Consider the following 23,866-nt stretch of genomic DNA (forward strand, 5'->3'; position numbering starts at 1 on the left):
GTGAGTGAGCAAATGAATAAAATAGATAAAAATAACATAGCCAACATTCTCGGACTGACAACCATTCAGGAAGGTCTGCTTTTTCATCATTTAATGGAGCCGGAAGGTAATGCTTATTTTGAACAAATGCTGATAAAACTGGAGAGCGAACCAGCCCGCGATCTTTTTGAAAAAGCATGGCAGCAAACGGTTCGGCAAAATGAAATGCTGCGGACGGTGTTTAGGTGGAAGGAAACAGCTAAGCCCATTCAAGTTATATTAAAGCATCATAAAATAGATATCCGTTATCAGAGCATCTCGTTCGAGAAAGGCATTTCCCAGGAAAAGCTGAAGGAGGAGCTTGCGGCGCGTGATCGGAAAGAGCCGTTTCAGCTTCAAGAAGTACCTTTTCGTGTCACGCTTTATCAAATAGAAGAAAACGGGATCTGGATGATGATCAGCTTTCATCATATCCTGATGGACGGCTGGAGCATGGGGATTGTCCTCAAAGAGTGGATGGAGTCATATCAAGCGTTATCCATGGGTCAAACACCTGTTATTTCTCAAAAACCGTCATATCAAGCATTTGTGAAATGGAAGCAGGAACAGCAGCGTAAAACAAAAGACAGCCAGGCGTCATTTTGGAAAGGGTTATTGAAAGACTGGGAGCCTGTACAATTGCTGCCGAATACAGAAAGACCAGGGAAGCGAAATGCTATTTTTTCTAAACATGAAATACAGCTTCCGGTTTCAGCAGGGAAAGCTCTGCGCTCACTCGCTGCTGAACGGCAAGTTACGCTTGCTTCAATTCTATATAGTGTCTGGGGTCTGCTGCTAAAGAAATATTCTGATCAAGAAGAAGTGGTGTTCGGGACAACCGTGTCAGGAAGAAGCGCCGATGTACCGGGAATAGAACAAATGACGGGGCTGTTTATTAATACCATTCCGCTTCGTCTTCGCTTTGCGCCTCAATCCACGCCTTTAGATGTGATTCAGCTTGCACATGAGCAGATTGCCAAAAGAAGTGAATATGAACATACACCGCTGTCTGATTTAAAAACATATGCGGGGCTGACGGCTGAGCAGTCATTATTTGACACGATTGTCGTGATTGAAAATTATCCGCTTGATCAGATGCTTAAGTCAAACAGTCTTCCTCTTTCAATCGAACAATATGACATGTTTGAGCAAACTGAGTTTGATTTGACATTGAGTGTACAAGCTTTTGATGAACATATCCATTTTTCATTTATATACAATCCTGGTGTCATGTCTGCTCTTCAAGTGAAGCAGCTGGGGGATCATTTTCTCAACCTGTTATCGGAAGTGATTGAGTATCCGGCAGACAGATCTGTGCATCGCTTGAATATGCTTTCACAAGATGAAGTGCATTATCAACTTGAAGAGTTTTGCAATTATAAAGGTCTGACCGGCAACAAACATCAAACTGTTATTGATTTGTTTGAACGGCAGACAGAAAAGACGCCGGACGCTCTTGCTGTGGAATTTCGCTCGGAATCCCTGACCTATGATCAATTAAATAAAAAAGTGAATCAGCTTGCCCGCTTTTTAGAAAGTCAGGGAGTCAAACCCGCACAAAGAGTCGGTATTTTAACAGAACATTCAATTGAAATGGTGATCGCGTGTCTCGCTGTATTAAAAGCGGGCGGCGCTTATGTTCCGGTTGATCCCGATTATCCTCCGGAAAGAATTGAATATCTTCTTCAGGACAGCGGGGTAAACCTGCTGCTGACAGAGGATATTGAGGGGCTGGTTTACTCGTACGATGGTGTGAAAATAGATATTACCGATCAGAGCCTTTATCAAGGAAACGACAGCAATCTGGTGAAACATTACGGTCCGCAGGATATTGCGTATTGCATATATACCTCTGGAACAACAGGCAGGCCAAAAGGGGTGCTTGTTAAGCATCTTGGTCTTGAAAATTATATTTCCTGGGCCGCCGAGCAATATGTAAGAGGTGATAATAGAGATTTTGCCCTTTATACGTCTTTATCTTTTGATTTAACAGTAACTTCTATCTTTACCCCGCTTATAACCGGAAACGCAATTATTGTGTATCGGGATACAAACAAGCAGCTTCTTGTGGAACAAATTCTGAAAGATAATCGAGCCCACGTTATGAAGTTAACGCCGTCCCATCTGCATTTCATTTCCGGGATGCCGTTTCAGGACAGTGTGATGAAGTGCCTGATACTGGGGGGAGAGCAATTAGAAACCTCCTTGGCGGCGAAAATTGAAGAGAACTTCGATGGGAAAATTGAAATTTTTAATGAATATGGCCCGACGGAAACGGTAGTCGGCTGCATGATTCACCGCTACTCATCTGAAAGGGATAAAGATCTGTATGTGCCGATCGGCCGGCCTGCAGCACATACTGATATATACATTCTTGATTCACATATGAACCTGCTGCCCCAGGGAGCAGCGGGAGAACTATATATTGCCGGAAAAGGAGTGGCAGAAGGCTACTTAGGCCGGAAGGAACTGACGGCAGAGCGCTTTGTGGCTCATCCTTTTAAACCCGGAGAAAAAATGTATAAAACAGGAGACGCAGCCCGCTTTTTACCGGATGGAACCATTCAGTTTTTAGGCAGAAACGATGACCAAATCAAACTTAGGGGCTATCGGATTGAGAGCGGGGAGATTGAACACTGGCTCTGCCGGTACGGACGTATAAAAGGGGCGGCGGCTGTCGTGAAGAAGGACGCGTCCCAGACACCGTGCCTGGCTGCTTATCTTTTCACTGATGAGACGATTGATGAAAAGCAGCTGCGTGAATACTTGCGCCGTCATTTGCCGGAATATATGATTCCATCCCGATTTATTGTGATGGATGAGATGCCGCTGACGGCCAATGGAAAACTGGATAAAAAAGCACTGCCGGAGCTTGCTGCAGAGACAAAACGAAAGGCACTTGCGGCAGCACCAGCTTCTGAAACAGAAAAGATGGTGCTGGAGATTTGGAAACGTGTACTTGGTCAAGACAGCATCGATGTTCAGGATAAATTTTTTGAAATCGGCGGCACTTCCCTGCATTTGATCCAAGTCAATCAGCAGCTTTCTAAGGAAACGGGAAAAAGTATTCCGATGGTTGAGATGTTCCGCCGTCCAACAGTTCAGATGCTTGCTGAATTCTTATCAGGTCATGATGAAGAGCAATCAAAAAAGAAAACACCATTCATATCAAAGCGGAAGGATCCTTCAGATGACAGCATCGCCATCATCGGGATGGCCGGGCGTTTCCCCGGAGCTAAAAACATAGATGAATTTTGGCATAACCTGCAAAATGGCAAGGAATCCATCTCTTTTTTCACTGATGAAGAGCTGTTTGCGGAAGGCATTGATGAACAAACATTTACGAGAACTGATTATGTAAGGGCGAAAGGAATCATCGACGGCCCCGATTTATTTGACGCCTCCTTCTTCGGCTATTCACCGGGACAGGCAGAGGTCATGGATCCGCAAATCCGTCTTCTTCATGAGTATGTATGGAAAACGCTGGAGGATGCAGGGTGTGTTTCAGCTGATTATGAAGGAAAAATCGGTTTGTTTACAGGAACAACCTCAAATTTTCAATGGCTCCAGCATTTCGCTGACTCATTAGACGGCAGGATGTCAGAGCTGTTTGAAATCGGCTCTTTAAATGATACCTATACGATCAGCACGCGGGTTGCTCATAAACTTAATTTAAAAGGTCCAGCCATTACCCTGCAGACAGCTTGTTCAACCTCCTTGGTCGCGCTGCATTTGGCTTGCAAATCAGTGCTGAATGGAGAATCTGATATGGCTCTCGCAGGCGGCGTGTCCATTCTCCATCCGGTTAAGTCAGGCTACATCTATCAAGAGAATATGGTGAAATCGCCAGACGGCCATTGCAGAGCCTTTGATAAAGACGCGAAAGGCACTGTAGGAGGCGATGGTGTCGGATTTGTCGCAGTGAAATCGTTGAGCCGCGCTTTGGCTGACGGCGATAGGATCTATGCGGTTGTAAAAGGATCTGCGGTCAACAATGATGGTGACCAAAAGGTAGGCTTCAATGCGCCGAGTGTGGAAGGCCAGACAGAGGTTATAAGAGATGCGATTGCCGACGCGGGGATTGAACCGGAAACCATCAGCTATGTGGAAACCCACGGGACAGGCACAGCTCTCGGAGATCCAATTGAAATTGAAGCCTTAACTAAAGCGTTTCAAACAAATAAGACCGCGTTTTGCCGGATTGGTTCCGTAAAAACGAATATCGGACACCTTGATGCTGCTGCCGGAGCGGCGGGTCTCATTAAAACAGTTCTCTCTCTGCAGCATCAACAACTTGTGCCTAGTCTTCATTTTAAAGAAGCGAATCCGAATATTGATTTTCAAAACAGTCCTTTCCTAGTGAATGACAAGCTCCGAATGTGGAAGAAAACAAATACCCCAAGACGAGCAGGCGTGAGCTCGTTCGGTATGGGCGGCACCAATGCCCATGTGATTCTGGAGGAAGCGCCTGTCAGTGAACGTGAAAAACATTCGCGTTCGTATCAGCTGTTTCCTCTTTCAGCAAAAACGATGAATGCTTTAGAAAAAACGAAAGACCTTTTGCTCGAACACATGGAAAGGAACTCTGAGCTTAATGCAGCAGACGCCGCTTATACGCTGCAGGCCGGAAGACAGCACTTTGATTATAGGCAAATGTTTGTGGCAAAGGACAGACAGGATGTCATCCGCCTGCTTTCCGAGAAGAAGGACAGAGGACTCAGCCGAATGTCGCGGATTCAGGAAAAAAAGGAGAAAAAATTGATCTTCATGTTCTCGGGCCAAGGCAGTCAATATGTGAACATGGGCAGAGATTTGTACACGGAGGAGCCGTTTTTCAAAGAGACGATGGATCACTGTTTTCAAGAATTCTATGAAGCGACCGGTGAGAGGCTTGAGGATATTCTATACCCTGACCAGCAGGATGAAGACGCTGCCGCGATAAAGATTCAAGAGACGAAATATGCCCAGCCGGCTATTTTTATGCTGGAATATGCGCTGTCACTTTTGCTGATGAAGTGGGGGCTGCGGCCATGGACTATGATCGGCTACAGCTTCGGTGAATTAACGGCTGCCGCGGTATCGGGAGTGTTTACGCTAAGCGATGCCATCAAGCTAATCAGCTTGCGTGGACAAGCGATGCACGAAGCGCCGTCAGGCATCATGCTAAGCGTGCCAATGCCAGAGGAAGAACTGAAAGCGATTCTCCCTGATTGCATTTCATTGGCTGTTGTTAATGACGCTTCTTGCATTGTGTCGGGGCTTGAGTCTGACATTTCCGCATTTGAAGAACAGTTAAAAGCCAAAAAAGTGCTTTGTATGAGAGTAAAAGGTTCAATTGCTGCTCACTCACACGTCATGGCTTCCGCCGCTGAACGATTTGGAAATACGGCTAAGCGCATTTCTTATCAAAAACCGGATGTTCCTTTCTTTTCGAATTTAACGGGAGACTGGATAGCGGATGAAGAAGCTGCGGACTATGACTATTGGAAACGGCACATGACTGAGACTGTTCGCTTTGCCGAGGGTATTGGCGTGTTAACGAAACAGGAAGATGCTATTTTTATCGAAATCGGCCCGGGACAAGATTTAAGTGTGCTGGTGAAGAGATCGATTAACGATGAGCTGCGCCAGCATGCTTGCAATGTGCTGAAACACAGCAGACAGAGTATGTCAGATGTCCAATTTTTACTCAGCAGAATTGGCACGCTGTGGATGTATGGCGCGGACATTGATTGGCGCGGGCTGCACGAGGGCAGACATCCTGAAAAAATTACTATGCCTCAATATCCTTTTGAAAAGGAATCCTTCTGGCACAAACGGAAACATACTGCCAGCGGAAAAGGCAAAAAACATTCAGGAGGAAAGCTCCTGCTTCAGGAGTGGTTTTATCTGCCGCAATGGGAAAAAGAAATCCTGCCGATTTCCCGCGAGATTGAAGCGACGGAACAACGTTTGCTTGTCTTCATGGAGGATGGAGATTTTTCCTATAAGCTTATTCAGGGGCTGCAATCCACCTGTGCTTCTTGTGTCATCGTTAAAAAAGGGCATAACTTTCAGCAGGTTGAAAAAGGAGTGTACACACTCCGCCCAGACTCTGCGGAAGATTACTGCCGTCTTTTTGAAGTGTTGGAGAAGGAAAAGATTCAGTACAGCCGGATTTTGCACCTCTGGGGGCTGGCAGAGAAGAATGAAACCGCTGATGCCGAGTGGATTGAGCAGATGCAAAACGAATCCTATTACTCTTTGCTTTACTTAGGCCAAGCTTTGAAAAAGAAAGGAACAAATCAGGACATTTCGATCTTTGTGTTATCGACCCTTACGTATCAGCTTGGCGGAGAAGACACGTTGTATCCAGAGAAAGCCGTACATCTGGGGCCGAGTATGGTCATATCTCAGGAAACACCGTTCCTTCGCTATCGAGTGATTGATATAGACAGACAGAAAGAAGATTCCTGGAAAGAAGACAAGCTGCTGGGACTCATCAGATCAGAGCTGATGACCGAATCAGGCAATCTCTTAACGGTTTACAGAAATAATAAAAGGTACACCAGGAATTTTATTCACAAAGCCGTGCCTGCAGAATCATCGCAGGGGCACCTTCGTCCCGGAGGCGTATATATTCTGATTGGCGGGCTGGGCTTCATCGGTTTACATGCTGCAAAAACCATTGCTGAGAAAACAAAAGGAAAACTGATTCTGACAAGCCGTTCCGGCCTACCGCCGCGGAGTGAATGGGAGTCCTTAATCAGCACGCATGCTGAGGATGATCCAACCGTTAAAAAAATAAAATCAATATATGAGATAGAAAAAACAGGCGCAGAAGTCACTGCTGTTGCTGCGGATGCAAGCTGTGAAGCGGATATGTCTGAACTGGTTCATCTGGCTGAATGTAAGTACGGCTCCATTCATGGTGTAATTTATGCAGCTGGAATAACAGGCGAACAATCATTCAGGATGATGGAACAAACGGATAGAAGTTTTTCGAATACTCACTTTCAAGCAAAAATGACGGGCGTTGCGGTATTAGAAAAAGTGTTGGCCGATCGACCGCTTGATTTCTGCTTTTTGATTTCGTCCTTGTCTCCGATATTGGGAGGACTTGGATTTACCGCCTATACTGCGGTTAACCAGTTTGTTGATGCCTTTGTATATAAACATAATGCGCAGCATCCTGTTCAGTGGACAGCCCTAAATTTAGACGGCTGGGAATTTGAAGACGGCAAAAAACCGGATATTCCAGTCGGAGGGGATTTAGAAAATACCCTGATTCGTGCGCATGAGGGCAGAGAGGTTTTCGAGAAAATTTTCACATTTGATCTTATGGATCAGATTGTAGTGTCTGCCACGGATCTGCAGGAGAGGATACAAAAATATGTGAATCGTCTGCAGCAGCCTAACGGTGAAGAGCAAGAGGACGTTTCGCTGTACGGGCGGCCAGAACTTACTGCTGAATATGTTGAACCAGTAACTGATATGGAGAAAGAACTCCTTGTTCATTGGCAGTCATTTTTCAAGATTGATCAAATCGGCATAGACGATGATTTCTTTGAGATGGGCGGGGATTCGTTAAAGGCGATTACTTTCATTTCCATTATTCATCAAGCATTCAATGTGGAAATTGCGCTGCCGGATTTCTTTAACATTCCGACGATCAGGCAGATGGCCGAATTTATCAGCCAAGCCGACAAGAAGATGTACAGAAAGATAGAAAAAGCTGAAAAACGGGATTATTATCCGTTGTCCTCAGCGCAAAAACGGCTTTATCTTGTTCAGCAGTTAGATCAAACAAGCACTGGCTACAATGAGTTCACTGCCGGCCGGATTGCAGGAAAGCTTGATATGCAAAGGCTTGAGAATGTGTTCCGGCAATTGATTAATCGTCATGAGAGTTTAAGAACATCCTTTAAAGCAATAGATGGTGTTCCTATGCAGTGCATAGCTGAGCATGCGGAATTTCATGCAGACTTTTTTGACCTATCAAATGTGGCAGGACAGGAAGGGCAAAACCAAAAAGAACAAGAAGTCATCAGCAGCTTTTTAAAGCCGTTCCAGCTTGATCAGGCTCCCCTGATGAGAGCTGGTGTTATTAAGAACTCTGAAAACGAGTATATTCTGATGCTCGATATGCACCATATTATTTCTGACGGTTTATCTCAGGATATCTTGGTCAGCGAGTTTATGGATCTGTATGACGGCAAGGAGCTTGCACCACTAGAGCTGCAATATAAAGATTTCTCAGAATGGCAGAATCAGATGCTTCAGTCTGAAGATCTGAATGAGGTGAAAACATATTGGCTGAAACGGCTTGACGGCTTCCGGGAGCTTCAGCTGCCGGCTGATTACCAGAGACCTGATGTCAAAAGCTTTGCCGGCGCCCATTATCGTTTTTATATAAGCAAAAAAGAGCTTGAGGCGTTTAAATCCATTATGGCCGATGAAGATGCCACGCTGTTTATGGGACTTTTATCAATCTATCAAATCCTGCTGCACAAGCTCACTGGACAGTCCGACATTGTAGTCGGCGTTCCGGTCGCAGGGAGAAGGCAGGAGGAACTGCAGCGGATCATCGGTATATTCGTTAATATGCTTCCGCTTCGGTTTTATCCGAAAAAAGAGATGACGTTCACTCAATTTCTGCACCATGTCAAGCAGCTGGTGATTGATGACTTTGATTATCAAGATTATCAGTATGAACATATGGTTCAAGATTTGAAGTTAGATAGGACGTTAAATAGGAACCATATTTTTGATACCGTTTTTGCTCTGCAGAATCTAAGCCAGCCTGCTTTAGAGGTAGACGGGATCACACTAACCGACTATGAATATGAAACAGCGGTTTCCCGGTTTGATTTGCTTTGGATCGCTTCAGAAGACGAAAACGGTTTATCTTCTGTCATTGAATACAGCACTGAGCTGTTTACAAGAGAAACCATTGAAAGCGTTGCGAAAGGGATTAAAAAGGTGCTGTCAGCCGTGATTGATTGTAAGCAAACCGCTCTCAAGGATATTGACCTGACTTCAGGCATCAATGATTTAGAAAAGGTATCGTTGCTGGAACTAGACGATCTGAAAATCTAGCAGAAATAGGTGAATAACAATGAACCAAACCGATGTCTTTCAATTGAAAACCGCAGCTCTTGAAAAAGTGAAGGAGCGGCAATATTGGACTTCTCTATTATCTCAAATCCCGTCGGACTGCCGTTTTCCTTATGATTCACAGCTTCTTGATCAAAACGATGAAGAAGCTTCATTCACTTTTTCATTCCCGGCTCAGCTGGAAAAGGCCATCTTAAAGGCATCCGGAGCTTCAGATTTGCGTATGTTTATCATTTTTATGACTGCGGCAGTCACATTGCTGCACAGGTACAGCGGAAGAACGGATATCATGGCGTCGGCCCCTGTGTTGAGACAGCGGGAAACACAGCCGGTGATCAATGATCTTCTTCCGCTGCTGGTGAAAATCAATCCTTCTATGAGTTTCAGAGACTGTCTAGAGCATGTGAAACAAGCTTTTCAAGAAGTGTATGCCCATCAAAATTATCCTGTGAAAATACTATTGGACGAGCTTCATCCTTTGCATAAAAAAGAGGAGCCCCGCTTCGGCGTTTCCCTTGCTATGAATGGTCTTCAGCAGCCGTCCTCTTTGAAAGCGCTGGACACGAATATACTTATTTCCATTCAGCGTGATGAAGGGACATTGACTGGAAAGTTGAGCTGGAATTTGAAGCATTACACATTTGATACTGCTGAACGGATAGCGGGCCATTTTTGCATGCTGGCGGACCGGGCTTTGTCGGCGCCTGAGACTCTGGTCTCTGAGCTGCAGTTACTTTCTCATGAGGAGAGAGAGAGAATCATCACGACATTTAATCACACAAATCAGCCCTATCCGAAAGAAAAATCGATTGTCGATCTCTTCAAAGAACAGGCAGCTCTCAAACCTAATCAGCCTGCAATTGTGTATGAAGATGTCAGCTTCACATACGGTGAGGCTGATGAATTGTCAGACCGGGTTGCTGCTTTTTTGATAAAAGAAGGTGTTCGTCATGAGGAGCCTGTGGGGCTGATGGTTCATCGCTCAGCAGAAATGGTTATTGGCATATTAGGCATATTGAAAGCAGGATGTCCTTATTTGCCGATAGATGTAAATATGCCGTCCGAACGGATGGATTATATGCTGAAAAACAGCGGTTCGCGGTTTGTGATCACGAATGAGGATTATGACATTTCTGCTGAGAATCAAAAAAGCTTATTTATAGAGGAAATGATGAAATTTGAAGGGGCGGCGGAGCATGGGCGTCTGCCGTCTCCTGAAAATCTCGCTTATGTGCTGTATACATCAGGGACAACAGGAAAACCGAAAGGAGTGATGGTGGAGCATCGTCAAGTCATCAATTTAGTATATGGCATTGACAGCCTTCATTTTGAGCCGTTTTCACAAGAGCATCTCCGCATCGGCATGCTTGCTTCACATATTTTTGACGCATCCGTGCAAACGATATTTCCGGCAGTGCTTCTTGGACACACCTTATATATTGCACCGGATCATGCAAGGATGGATGGAAAGCAGCTGTGGTCTTTTTATGAGGAGAACCGCATTCATATTTCAGATGCGACACCTTCTCATTTGCGCCTAATGCTCAAAGCCGCTGAGAAAGAGCCGCATCACGTTGACGAATTGAAGTTAATAATGGCTGGCGGCGAAATATTGCCGCCCCAATTGGTTCAGCAATATTTACAAACGTTTCGTGCTGATAAGCCGGTGATGACAAATAATTACGGTCCGACGGAATGTACTGTACAGTCAGCGGCTTTTACCATACCTGAGCATTGGAATGAAGCTGTCGTACCGATCGGCAGGCCGATGCCGAATGAACAGATTTATATTTTGGATCATTGCGGACAGCCTGTGCCCATTGGCGTATACGGAGAACTGTGCATTGCCGGAGACGGGGTGGCAAGAGGATATATCTGTCAGCCAGAGCTGACGGTAGAAAAATTTACAGAACCGCAGCATATTCCTGCCGGCAAGCTTTATCATACCGGCGACTTGGCGAGATGGCGTTCTGACGGCTTAATCGAATTTTTTGGCAGGTATGATGATCAAGTGAAAATAAGAGGATTCAGAGTAGAGCTTGATGAGATTAGAAAAGCCTTGCTTGATTACCGGGAGTCGGGACAAATCATTCATGACGCGGTGATTATTCCAGTTCAAAAGGAATCAGATGATCAGTTTCTTGTGGCGTATCTCATTTCCGATCAAAAACTGAAAACTCGAAAAATGAGAGGGTTTTTAGGAGAAAAGCTGCCGGGTTATATGATTCCGAGACGATTCATCCGCGTGGACTCATTTCCAATGAACCTGTCAGGGAAGCTTGATCTCAAGGAGCTCCCAGATCCTATGGAAGAGCCTGAATCTGACGAGCAGGTCATAAAGCCGCACAATGAAACTGAGAAAAAGCTGGTTTCCATTTTTGCTGGCATTTTGAATATACCTGAATCTGATATCAGCATGGAAGATAACTTTTTTGATATCGGCGGAAACTCATTTCACATCGTAGAATTATCGAACAAATTGAAAGAGCAGTTTGGACAAGAGCTGTCTGTTGTTCAGCTGTTTCAATATACCTCCGTATCGGCAATAGCTGCCCAGCTCAGCCGGCAAACGGAGTCTGAGGGTTCTCAGGCAAATGCTGAGAGTGGGGAAGAGGCAGCGGAGGATTTAGAAAATGTCGCACAACTGTTAGGCGGGATTTCTGATGAGTAAAACAACAGGCTTAGAAATAGCGGTTATCGGAATGGCTTGCCGTTTCCCCGGTGCCAAAAATATTGAAGAGTTTTGGGAGAATATCAAAACGGGCACGGAATCCATTACATTTTTCTCAAAAGAAGAGCTTATGGAAGCCGGTGTGCCTAAAGAACAGCTCGATCATAAGAATTATGTCAGGGCCAAAGGAAAAGTAGACCGGCATGACCACTTTGACGCAGCGTTTTTCGGCTACTCACAGCGCGAAGCTGAGGTAATGGATCCGCAAGTGCGGATGTTTCATGAAGTCGCGTGGGAATCCCTTGAAAACGCCGGCTATAATCCCGAAACCTATTCACAGCCTATCGGCTTATTCGGCGCTGCGTCTGCGAATTTGTACTGGCAGGCAAGTTCAATGCTGCTGAGAAGCAGCAGTTCTTCTGAGCAGTTTGCTGCTGTTCAGTTGACGGACAAGGATTTTATGAATACACAAATTTCATACAAATTGAATTTGAAAGGGCCGAGTATTGCAGTGGATACAGCCTGTTCATCTTCTTTGACCGCTGTGCATCTCGCATCCAGAGCTTTGCTTACCGGCGACTGCAAAATGGCGCTGGCCGGAGGAGTAACGGTGACTTGTCCCCATAAAAAGGGCTATATGTATCAAGAAGGGATGATTATGTCGCCGGACGGCCGCTGCCGCGCATTTGACGCGGAAGCAAAAGGGACAGTCGGGGGTGAAGGCTGCGGTGTTGTAGTGCTGAAAACTTTAAAGCAGGCGCTGAAGGATCAAGATCATATTTACGCTGTCATTAAAGGATCAGCATATAACAATGACGGCAGCCGTAAAGTCGGTTACACCGCGCCAAGTATCGAAGGGCAGGCAGATGTCATTAGAAAAGCACTGAACATCAGCCGTGTAGAGTCCGAAAGTATTTCTTATGTCGAAGCGCATGGCACGGGTACCTCGTTAGGAGATCCAGTTGAAATAGAGGCGCTTAAACAAGCGTTTCAAACAGAAAAGAAGCAATTCTGCGCGATCGGCTCTGTTAAAACAAATATCGGTCATTTGGATTCCGCCGCGGGAATTGCGGGGTTTATTAAAACGGCGCTGAGTCTCAAAGCGAGAACCCTGCCGCCAAGCCTTCATTACAAAAAGCCCAATCCTAAAATTGATTTTGAAAACAGTCCTTTTTATGTCAGCACATCAGCAAAACAATGGACAGCATCTGACCGGGTGTTTCGAGCGGGCGTCAGTTCCTTTGGGATCGGCGGCACGAATGTTCATGTTGTCATGGAGGAGCCTCCGATGAAGGAAAGACGTCATCAAGAGGATCATGAAGACTGCCTTATGCTTATTTCTGCCCGATCTGAAAAAGCTGCAATGAAGGCCGCGGATCAGGTCAAGCAATTTATAAAAGAGAATGAAGAGGTACCGCTCCAAGACGTTTCATATACACTGCAAGAGGGCCGCAGGCATTTTCAGTATCGTCAGGCATTTACGGCTGGTCCTTTAGGGATAACAAGCGATATGGCAAATTCTTCAATGGCGCTGGAGAAGCCGGCAGTTGTCTTTATGTTTTCCGGGCAAGGCTCTCAATACGTCAATATGGGGAAACAACTGTATGAAATGGAGCCCGTATTCCAGGAGGAGCTGGAGCGCTGTTTTACCATTCTGCAAGCTGAGGAAGGACTCAATATTAGAAGCATCATGTTTCCGGCTAATGAAGCAGAAAGCAAAGAAGCCGAACAGCTTATCCATGAAACCTCATATACGCAGCCTATTTTATTTTCTTTTGAATATGCGCTGGCGTCCTTCTTGATCAAAAAAGGTTTAAAACCGCAATACATGATTGGCCACAGCATAGGGGAATTAACGGCAGCCTGTCTGTCAGGCATTTGTTCATTGGAAGACGCGCTTCATATGGTTGCGATGAGAGGCCGATTGATGCAGGAAATGCCGGAGGGAGAAATGTTGAGCGTCAGACTGTCTGGCAGAGAGACAGAAATGGAATTGACAGAGGGGGTTGAGCTGTCGGCTTCAAACAGCTCTGATTTATCGGTTGTATCAGGTCTTATGGAGCCAATCAATGCTTTTGCCGCGCGCCTTCAGGCGAAAGGAGTGGCAATTCAGCACTTAAAAACGTCCCATGCGTTTCATTCAAGCATGATGAAGCCGGCAGCATCTCGTTTTGCTGATATTCTGCAAGATATGGAATTCAAAGCACCAGGCCTTCCGTTTATTTCAAATGTGACAGGCGATTGGATACAAGCAGAGCAGGCCGCAGATCCGAAATACTGGGCTTCGCAAATCATGGAAAAGGTTGATTTTCATTCAGGGCTGAACACACTTTTACAAATGGGCAATGTTGTATTTGTTGAGATCGGGCCAGGAAACACATTGACGCAGTTTGTGAGAAAACATGAGGGTTTTATGACGGAGCAACATGCTGCGGTAAACATGATCAGGCATCCAAAGGAAGTATCATCTGATCGTGTCTATCTGTTAAACCGCATCGGCAGGCTTTGGACGCATGGTGTAAACATGAACTGGGAGCACTTTCGCCAAGGGGGCTCATACGAAAGGGTCCCGCTTCCGACTTATCCTTTTGAGCATCAAGTATTTCCTGATCCGCAAACATCTCAGGGCGGCATGGAAGAAAAGATCAAAAACGAATTGAAATTAAACGTTGCTTCAAGTGAAAAACAGCTTCCTTTTGATAAGTGGTTTTCCGTACCGTTCTGGGAACGAATGGAACCAGTCAATGAGACATTCACTCATCAAGGAAAGAGGATACTTGTCTTTGAAGAAAACAGTAATGTCAGCCAATATCTCCTAAAACAGCAAGCGGAAGCCGTGTCTGTCCAGCCGGGTGATTACTTTGCGGAAACAGACAGAAACACGTTTACGGTAAATCATCGTGATACGGCCCACTTTCGGAAGCTGCTGGATGAACTGAATGCAAGAGGGTTTATCCCTGATGAAATCATCTGGATGTGGCTGCAAGACTGTGATTGTCGTGATGGAGATATTGCAGAGCACACAATAGCCGGTTATCTTCCTCTCCTTGATCTTGTCCGTTTACTTGGAACAGAGAGCAACAAAAGGTTAAACATGACCGTAGTGACCAATCAAGCTCACGATGTGACGGGAATGGAGGATCTTCAGCCTCATCAGGCTGCGCTGACCGGAGTCTGTTTGACCATTCCGCAAGAGTATAAGCAGATCAGCTGTAAAGCTGTTGATCTTTGTCCGGACCCGCGACTCGGTCAATCAAGCTGGCCTGAAATGATTTCTTATGAACTTAAAAAAGAGGATGATCAGCCTATTGTGGCTTATCGCGGAAACAGCAGATGGATTCGGCAGGCGAAGCAGCCGGGCAAGCAAGATGAGATTGATATGGCCGGCAATCTCAGGCATAAAGGAGTTTATATCATTACAGGCGGCCTTGGGGGGATTGGATTATCTCTTGCATCTCATTTAGCTGAAACAGTTCAAGCAAAGCTTGTGCTGCTAAGCCGGACAGGACTGCCCGATAAACTAAGAGCAAATGGCGATACAGCCAAAAAACTCAAGGCTGTGGAAGAGCTCGAGAAGGCTGGAGCTGAGGTGCTGGTATTGCAGGCGGATATTTCAGACGAGGCAGAGCTTCAAAAAGCCTTGCAAACGGCAGAATCTCGTTTCGGACAAGCCATTCATGGCGTTATTCATGCAGCAGGCATTCCTGATGGCAAAGTAATTCACGCAAGGACACCAGACGATGAGAGGCATATGGCGAAAGCCAAAATAACAGGAACCGCTCTGTTAAGAAAAGCGCTTAGAAACAAACAGCCGGACTTCTTCTTCATTTGTTCCTCTCTTGTTTCATTTTTAGGAGCGGGGGGCCAAGTCGGCTACGCTGCATCAAACGCATTCTTGGACAGTTATGCTCACGCATGCCGAAAAGAAGGTGAAAACATGGTGACGGTTAACTGGGACCGTTGGGAACAAGTAGGGATGGCATATGAATCAGAAACGGCAGCCATTCTTTCGAAGATAGCGGACAAAGAGGAGCAACACCAAGGAATCCTGCCGGCTCAAGGAGCGAAAGCGTTTATGAGAGCTTTGCAGCTGCGCTACCCGCAAGTCCTGATTTCGCTGCAGGATGTAAACAAACGAATGAAAGACAGCTATGTGAAAGAGGACAGACAAACCGCAGCGCATGTGCTGACAAAAGACCGCTTGGACACACTTGAAGAAAGGTTAATGAATATTTTTAAAGATTATTTTCATTCTGAGACAGATGTAAATATGAATTTCTTTGAATTAGGAGCCTCTTCACTTGATCTGCTTCAGGTGAGCGGGAGAATCAAAAACGAGCTTGGCGTGGATATCCCGGTTGTGATGATGTATGCCCACCCGACGGTTGCATCATTAACCCAAGCCGTCAAAGCACAGCAAAGCGGTGATGACTTACACATAAAAGGAATAGAGCCAGATCGCCAAAAAGCCATAAATGAAGGGAAAAATCGGCGAAAACAGCGAATGAGACGAAAATAGATGGGAGGCTGATTTCCATGGCTGACGAGAAACAATGGACAGAAACAGGACTGGAAATAGCGGTAGTCGGTATGGCGGGCAAGTTTCCAGGCGCGGCAAATATTGATGAGTATTGGAGCAACATTTCAAAAGGAATAGAATCGGTCACTCAATTTACCGATGAAGAACTAAAAGAAGCCGGGGTAGATGAGACGCTGCTTCGTCAAGAGGCATATGTAAAAGCAAAACCGATCATTGATGAGGTTTCTGAATTTGATGCGGAGTTTTTCGGCTATTCACCGAGAGAAGCTGCCTTGATGGATCCGCAAATCAGACTCATGCATGAATGTACCTGGGAGGCGCTGGAGCATGCGGGCTGTGACGCTGAACGGTTTAACGGGCTGATCGGGCTGTATGCTGGTGCTTCCAGCAATTTGTCCTGGATGGGCCGTCATATGTCTTCTCTTCATAAGAATGAAGACGCTTTTCAAATCATGCATTTAAATGATTCGTCGTTTGCGTCACGGATCGCTTATAAACTTAATTTGAAAGGGCCGAGTGTATCAGTTCAAACCGCTTGCTCGACTTCTCTTGTCGCGATACATATGGCGTGCCAGGGTTTGATTGGAGGAGAATGTGACCTTGCATTAGCCGGAGGTGTTACCCTGAGCCTGCCGCATATATCTGGGTACCTTTATCAGGAAGGAATGATCTATTCAGCAGATGGTCATTGCCGTCCGTTTGACGAAAAGGCGAACGGAACCATTTTTGGTGAAGGAGCCGGAGTGGTGGCGTTAAAGCGATTGAAAGACGCACAAGCTGACGGTGATGTGATTTATGCGGTCATCAAGGGCTCTGCAATTAATAATGATGGAAACAATAAGGCTGGGTATACGGCTCCAAGTGCTGAAGGCCAGGCGAATGTCATTGCCACAGCTATGGAGATGGCGGAAACGGAACCGGAAAGCATTGGTTATGTTGAGGCCCACGGGACAGGAACGCCTGTCGGAGATCCGATTGAAATTGAGGCGCTGACCCGTGCTTTCAATACAGATAAAAAAGCATATTGCCGAATTGGTTCTGTCAAAGCGAATATCGGGCATCTGGACGCCGCCTCCGGGGTAGCGGGATTTATAAAAACCGTTATGATGCTCCATCATAAAATGCTGCCGCCCGCTTTTCACTATCAAAAATCGAACCCGCGCATCAAGTTTGAGAACACGCCGTTTTTTGTCAATACAGAGCTGACTGAATGGGAATCTCTGCAAGGGCCGAGAAGAGCCGGCGTGAGCGCCTTTGGAATCGGCGGCGCTAATGCTCACGTTGTCCTTGAAGAGCCCCCATCTTATACTGATGAAATGCCAGCCGGCGGTCCTGAGCTCGTTGTTCTTTCTGGGAGAACAAGGCAGGAGCTTACCCGTTCAATGGATCAATTGGCTGATTTTCTTCGCCGGAACCCGGAAGCGCCGCTGCCAGCCATAGCCCGTACGTTACAGCTTGGCAGAAAGCAATTCCAGTACAGAATCTCCTTTGTTGCTTCACATCAAAAGGATCTTCTTGATCAGCTTTCTGAACATCGGCATAAAAAACAAATCACCGAATCGGCGGTTGTTCCAAGCAGCACCATGTTTGTATTTGCGGGAGACGTTCAAGAGGGCTTTGGCCGATATGCGCAGCTGTACCGCACGGAAAACCTGTTCAAAAAAGAAGTCGATGCTTGCCTTGAAAAGGTGCAAAATGCTTTTCAGCAGGATGTACTCAGCTTCTTTAAAGCATGTATTTCTGCTCCAGAAACGTACCGGGAAGAGGGAAATCTGGGATTGGTCCATGCGGTGTCGTTCATCATGGAATACGCCGCAGTCCGTTTCTTACAGCACATCGGCATAACACCAGACCGCTTTATCGGACGGGGATTCGGGGAGTTTACGGCGGCCTGCGCGGCAGGGATGTTTTCCTTTGAAGAAGGGGCCGCAGCCGCATATAAACGCGGAGAGTTAATCAGTATGTCGCCGGCAGGAAAAATGCTCGGTGTCAGCCTGTCAGAACCGGATATCGTTCAATACTTAGAAAAATCATTATCCCTTGCGCTGATTGATGAGCGGTATTGTGCCGTCTCCGGTTTGCCAGAGGATGTGTATCAGCTGAAGGCGCGGCTTGAACAAAAAGGGATAGCTGCTGAGTTATTTGATGGGGATATCGCGTATCAATCGGATCTGCTGGTCGACGCTGCGGAAGAATTCATGCACTTCCTTGGCACGCTGGACAGGAAGTCACCAGACATTCCAGTCGTTTCATCTGTCACTGGAAAAGTGATAACAGATGACGAAGCAGCGGATGCCAGTTATTGGGCCGGCCAAATCTGCAAGCCGATACGGTTTTTTGAACACATCTCGTCTTGTTTGCGGGAGGAACCTGCTATTTGCATAGACCTGCGTTTGACTCAGGGGGCATCAGTGTTTACAGAGCGCCAATCAATTGGCATGACAGGTGATCTCGGCACACAAGGACACACAGACGTTTTAAAGTTACATATATACGGAGCGTTGTGGAGTCTCGGGTCTGAGGTTGATTTCAGCGTCCTGCATGAACCTCAGCATAATAAAAGGTTAGCTCTGCCGACTTACCCTTTTACAAAGCAGCATTTCCCGTTGCCTGACGGCTTAGCACTGGCTGAACTTGAAGAAGATGAGCCTCGCCAGCCGGCAGAACCGTTTCGTGCAATGCCGTTATCTGCTATTGAAAAGACAATCAGAGAAATTGTCATAAAGCATTTTGGATTCAATGAGCTTGACGATGATGCGCCGTTTTTTGAGCTGGGGGCTACGTCGCTTGATATCTCTCAATTAGCGGCAAAATTAACAGATCATTTGAATTGGAAGGTGGAACCAGTTCTGCTTTATCAATTTGCCGCAGTTCGCAGCCTGGCGAAGCATCTTCATCAACAGGTTCAAACGAAGGCCGGGCAGCCAGAAATGACGCAGCATCAAAAGGTGTCGCAAAGCCGTCAGGGATCTGATATCGCGATTATCGGTATGGCAGGGCGTTTTCCGGGAGCCGGCAATTTGGATGAGTTTTGGAATAATCTCGTAAACGGCAAAGAAACTATCAGCTTCTTTACGGATGAAGAATTAAAAGCGTCAGGCATTGATGACCAGCTCTTGCAGCACCCCGATTATGTAAAAGCGAAGGGGATCATCGAGGACTCTGATATGTTTGATGCGGATTTTTTCCAATATTCCTCAAGAGAAGCAGAATTGATGGATCCGCAATTCAGGCTTTTACATGAATGTGCTTGGGAGGCCTTAGAAGATGCGGGCTGCGACCCTGAACGGACAACAGGGAAAATCGGCGTCTACACTGGGACAAGTCCGAACCTCGAATGGATTACCCGTTTCGCAGGGAAACTGGATGGGACTGAACAGTTTAGCTCCATGCTGTTAAATGACAGAGAATTTTTCAGTACCCAGCTTGCTTATAAATTAAACCTGCATGGGCCGAGCATCACAATGCAAACAGCCTGCTCCACTTCTTTAGTCAATATTGGAGCGGCATGTCAAGCGCTGCAAAACGGAGCATGTGACGCGGCGCTTGCGGGAGGCGTAACTGTCAGCACCCCTTTGCGGTCAGGCTATGTTTATCAGGATGGCATGATTCAATCACCTGATGGGCATTGCCGTCCTTTTGATGAGGATGCAGGCGGAACAGTTTTTGGCGATGGCGCGGGGATTGTCGTTTTAAAAAGATATGAGGACGCCGTTAAAGAAGGGCATACCATTTATGCGGTCATAAAAGGGGTCGGAATGAATAATGACGGAAGCCGAAAAGTCGGTTTTACCGCCCCGAGCGTAGAAGGCCAGGCCGAAGTGTTAAAGAATGCATACGAGAATGCAGGGATTGATCCGAACACAGTAGGGTATATCGAAGCTCACGGAACCGGTACAAAAATGGGTGATCCAATCGAAATGGAAGCGCTGAGCCAGGTTTTTAAAAGTGGCAGGCCAATGTCAATTCCAATCGGGTCAGTGAAAAGCAATGTCGGACATTTAAACAGCGCCGCCGGGATTGCCGGGCTCTTTAAGGCCGTTTTATCGCTAAAACATAAAACAATTTTGCCAAGCTTGAACTACACGACACCTAATCCGCATATTCATTTTGACCGGACGCCATTTTATGTCAATACCGAGGCGACATACTGGAAGGAATCCGCTGATCCAAGGCGTGCGGGTGTCAGCTCCTTCGGAATTGGCGGCACAAATGCGCACATTGTACTGGAAGAAGAGCCGGAGTCAGGCAGAGAAGCTTCCGAGAGCCAGCGGCATTTGCTAGTTCTGTCAGCAAAAACAGACACAGCCTTAGAGCGGATGACAAATCGATTGAAGGAATTTCTTCGAACGCATCCAAACGTTCCGTTAGAGGATGTGGCATACACCTTGCAAGTTGGCAGAAAACAATTTTCATACCGAAAAGCGGTCGTGCTCTCAAAATCAACGGAATGGGAAAGCGGTGCAGAGCTCACAGCCTATCAAAGACACAGCGGGCGCCCGACTGCCTTTATGTTCTCCGGGCAAGGCTCTCAGTATATTGATATGATGAAAGATTTATATGAAGCTGAACCTGTATTTCAGAAAGAAGCGGACCGCTGTTTTGCCTTCGCACAGAAGTCACATCAAATTGATTTGAAGGCGATCGTCTTCCCAGATTCAAATGATGGGGCGAAGCTGACGGAGACCGCTGTTGTGCAGCCGCTGCTGTTCATCTTTGAATACGCGCTCGCAAAGCTGCTGCAAAGTGCAGGCATCTCACCGGATTATATGATTGGACACAGCATTGGTGAATACACTGCTGCATGCCTGTCAGGCGTGTTTTCATTAGACACGGCTTTAACGCTCGTAATGGAGCGGGGAAGGCTGATGCAGCAGCTGGAATCTGGAGCAATGATGAGTGTTCAGCTATCAGAGGAAGAGCTGCAGCCGCTGCTTACGAACAGTCTGTCACTTGCGGCTGTCAATGCTCGTGATTTATGCGTAGTATCCGGAAAAAGCGAAGACATTGAGACGTTTGCGGTTCTCCTTGAAGAAAAGGGCATTGCCGGCCGCCAGCTGCATACTTCTCACGCTTTTCATTCTTATATGATGGAACCCATTCTTGAGGAATTTGCCGCGATTGTAAAGCAACAGGATATGAACACCCCTCGGATTCCATTTGTTTCGAATGTAACGGGAACTTGGATAACGCCGGAACAAGCAGCAGACCCGGCTTATTGGACTCAGCACTTAAGAGGCACAGTCCGCTTCCATGAAGGATTAGAACAGATTTTGAGTGATGATAACGTTCTGTTAATAGAAGTCGGACCGGGCAGCACATTAAGCACGTTTGCCAGAAGGCACAAGAAGAGATCCAGCCAGCATGACATCGTCAATCTCGTCAGACATGTTCAAGAACCAGCGCATGATCATTCCTATTTCTTGAAGAAATTAGGTCAGCTTTGGGTCTGCGGATGTGAAATTGACTGGAGGCAGTATGGCGGTGATAAGCCTAAGCGTCTGATATCGCTTCCGCCTTATCCTTTTGAGAAAAAACGCTATTGGATAGAAGCGGCTGACAATGCGGCTGCTTTCACCGCAGTTGATGAATGGAATAAAAAGAAACCGATGGATCAATGGTTCTATCTGCCGTCATGGGAAAGAAAGATTAAGTCCGCTGACAGCCGAAAGAAAGAGCAGCCAGCTGAAAGCGGAAAAACCCTGGTTTTCCATGAAGGAACAGCCTTTGGAGATCGGCTGGTGCAAGCGATACGCCGCCAAGGACATGAGACCGTAATTGTCACGAGAGACCGGCAATTCAAAAAAATAAACAGCGGATTGTATGTCATCAATCCAGCTGATGGGACACATTATGAGCGTTTATTTTCTTCACTTGCTTCAGACGGGCTTCTTCCAAACTGTATGATGCATCTGTGGAGCGTTTCGGAGCAAGGGGAATCCTTCAAAACTTTCAGCACGTACAGTGAAAACGGCTATTATAGTTTGATTTTTACTGCACAGGCGGCATCTAATCGAAAACAAATGAACGAATGTAATATGTTTGTGCTGACAAGCGGGATTCATGAGGTGACTGGAGAAGAACAAATCAATGCTGAAAAATCGACGATTTTGGGGCCGTTGAAAGTCATCCCGCAGGAATATAACCATTTGAAGTGCTGGAACATCGACATTCCTCCTTTACCGGATACATTGACATGGAAAGAAGAGGAGTTGATTGACCAAATCCTGACGGAAACTGATGCAGCGGGCGAGGATCAAATTATCGCATACCGAAACCGCCGCCGATGGGTGCAGATGTATCAGCCTGTTCAGTTAAATAAAGCGTCCGGCTTGCCGAATATGATCCGCCCGAAAGGTGTTTATCTTATTACGGGAGGGCTTGGCGGAATCGGATTTGTGTTATCAAAGCTGCTTGCACAAGAAGGAAACGTCCGTCTGATTCTGACAGGAAGAAGTGAACTTCCGCAGCGCAGCCAGTGGGAAAGCTGGTGCGAGAAACATGAGGAAGATGATCCGATTACCGTGAAAATCATGAAAATAAAAGAATTGGAACGGTTAGGCGCAAAGGTGACAGCTCTTCAGGCAGATGCGGGAAGCCTGTCGGATATGCAGGCTGTTATGAGAAAGGTTCATACTGAGTTTGGACAGCTGAACGGCGTCTTTCACGCTGCGGGGCTTCCGGGAAGTTCGTCTTTCAGGGCGATTACAGATATACCTGCAACGATTGAAGGCGGAGAAGACCAGTTCCAGTCTAAAGTCAGAGGATTGAAAGTGCTTGAATCTCTATTAGAAAACGAAAATATAGATTTTTGTTTCTTATTTTCATCGATTAGTGCTTTGCTTGGAGGTCTCGGTTTCTCAGCTTACTCTGCAGCGAATATTTATATGGATGCTTTTGCGGCGAGGGTGAATCAGCGCAGCAAGACTCCTTGGGTTTGCGTGAACTGGGATGCATGGAACTTCTGGGGCCAGCTTGAATCTACTATCGGAGAATCTATTGCTGAACTTGCCATTTTGCCTGAAGAAGGAGCAGCTCTTTTTCAATATGTGCTGTCAGATATCAACAATCGCCATTTATTAGTTTCAACAGGTGATTTGGGACACAGAATGAAGCAATGGATATCCATGAATGCCGATAGCATAGCGAAAGAGGAGAAGAAGACGGGCGCCTTACACACCCGACCTGAATTGAATAATCCGTATGTCGCTCCCCGCAACAAAACAGAACAGGTCATATGCGGCATTTGGCAAGATTTCATGGGTCTGGAGCAAGTCGGCATACATGATAACTTTTTTGATTTGGGAGCCAGCTCTTTAGACATTGTACAAGTGACAAACCGTTTAAATAAAGAATTGGGAACCAACGAGGCTGTGGTGACTTTATTCACATACCCGTCTGTAGCTGCTTTAGCGCAATTTATCAGTCCTGATCAAGAGGAAAGTGAAGAGGATAAAGAAGAAATGGCAGCTGTATCCAAGGGACGGAGAAAAACGCGGATACGCAATCAGCGAGATAAAAGATTGAGAGGCGGCGAATAG

At 46.3% G+C, this 23,866-nt stretch carries 4 protein-coding genes; all 4 read left to right on the forward strand.

The features are described from left to right. Genes M1M80_RS03725 through M1M80_RS03740 form a run of 4 tightly spaced genes read left to right on the forward strand, consistent with a single transcriptional unit; the run spans position 1 to position 23,866 of the window. Entirely contained in the window at positions 1-9,096 is a 9,096-nt protein-coding gene (locus tag M1M80_RS03725; protein WP_060398082.1) for a hybrid non-ribosomal peptide synthetase/type I polyketide synthase, read from the forward strand. Between the two features lie 19 nt (positions 9,097-9,115). Beyond that, positions 9,116-11,785 (forward strand): non-ribosomal peptide synthetase, encoded by a 2,670-nt coding sequence (locus tag M1M80_RS03730; RefSeq protein ID WP_060398083.1) that lies wholly within the window; start codon positions 9,116-9,118, stop codon positions 11,783-11,785. Beyond that, on the forward strand, positions 11,778-16,304 hold the full coding sequence (locus M1M80_RS03735; protein WP_060398084.1) for a type I polyketide synthase: 4,527 nt from the start codon (positions 11,778-11,780) through the stop codon (positions 16,302-16,304). The genes M1M80_RS03730 and M1M80_RS03735 overlap by 8 nt, the downstream gene beginning before the upstream one ends. A gap of 17 nt (positions 16,305-16,321) precedes the next feature. Beyond that, complete coding sequence (locus tag M1M80_RS03740; RefSeq protein ID WP_060398085.1) at positions 16,322-23,866, forward strand: type I polyketide synthase; 7,545 nt, start codon at positions 16,322-16,324, stop codon at positions 23,864-23,866.

The organism is Bacillus inaquosorum (assembly GCF_023238325.1).
GTDB classification, from domain to species: Bacteria; Bacillota; Bacilli; order Bacillales; family Bacillaceae; genus Bacillus; species Bacillus inaquosorum.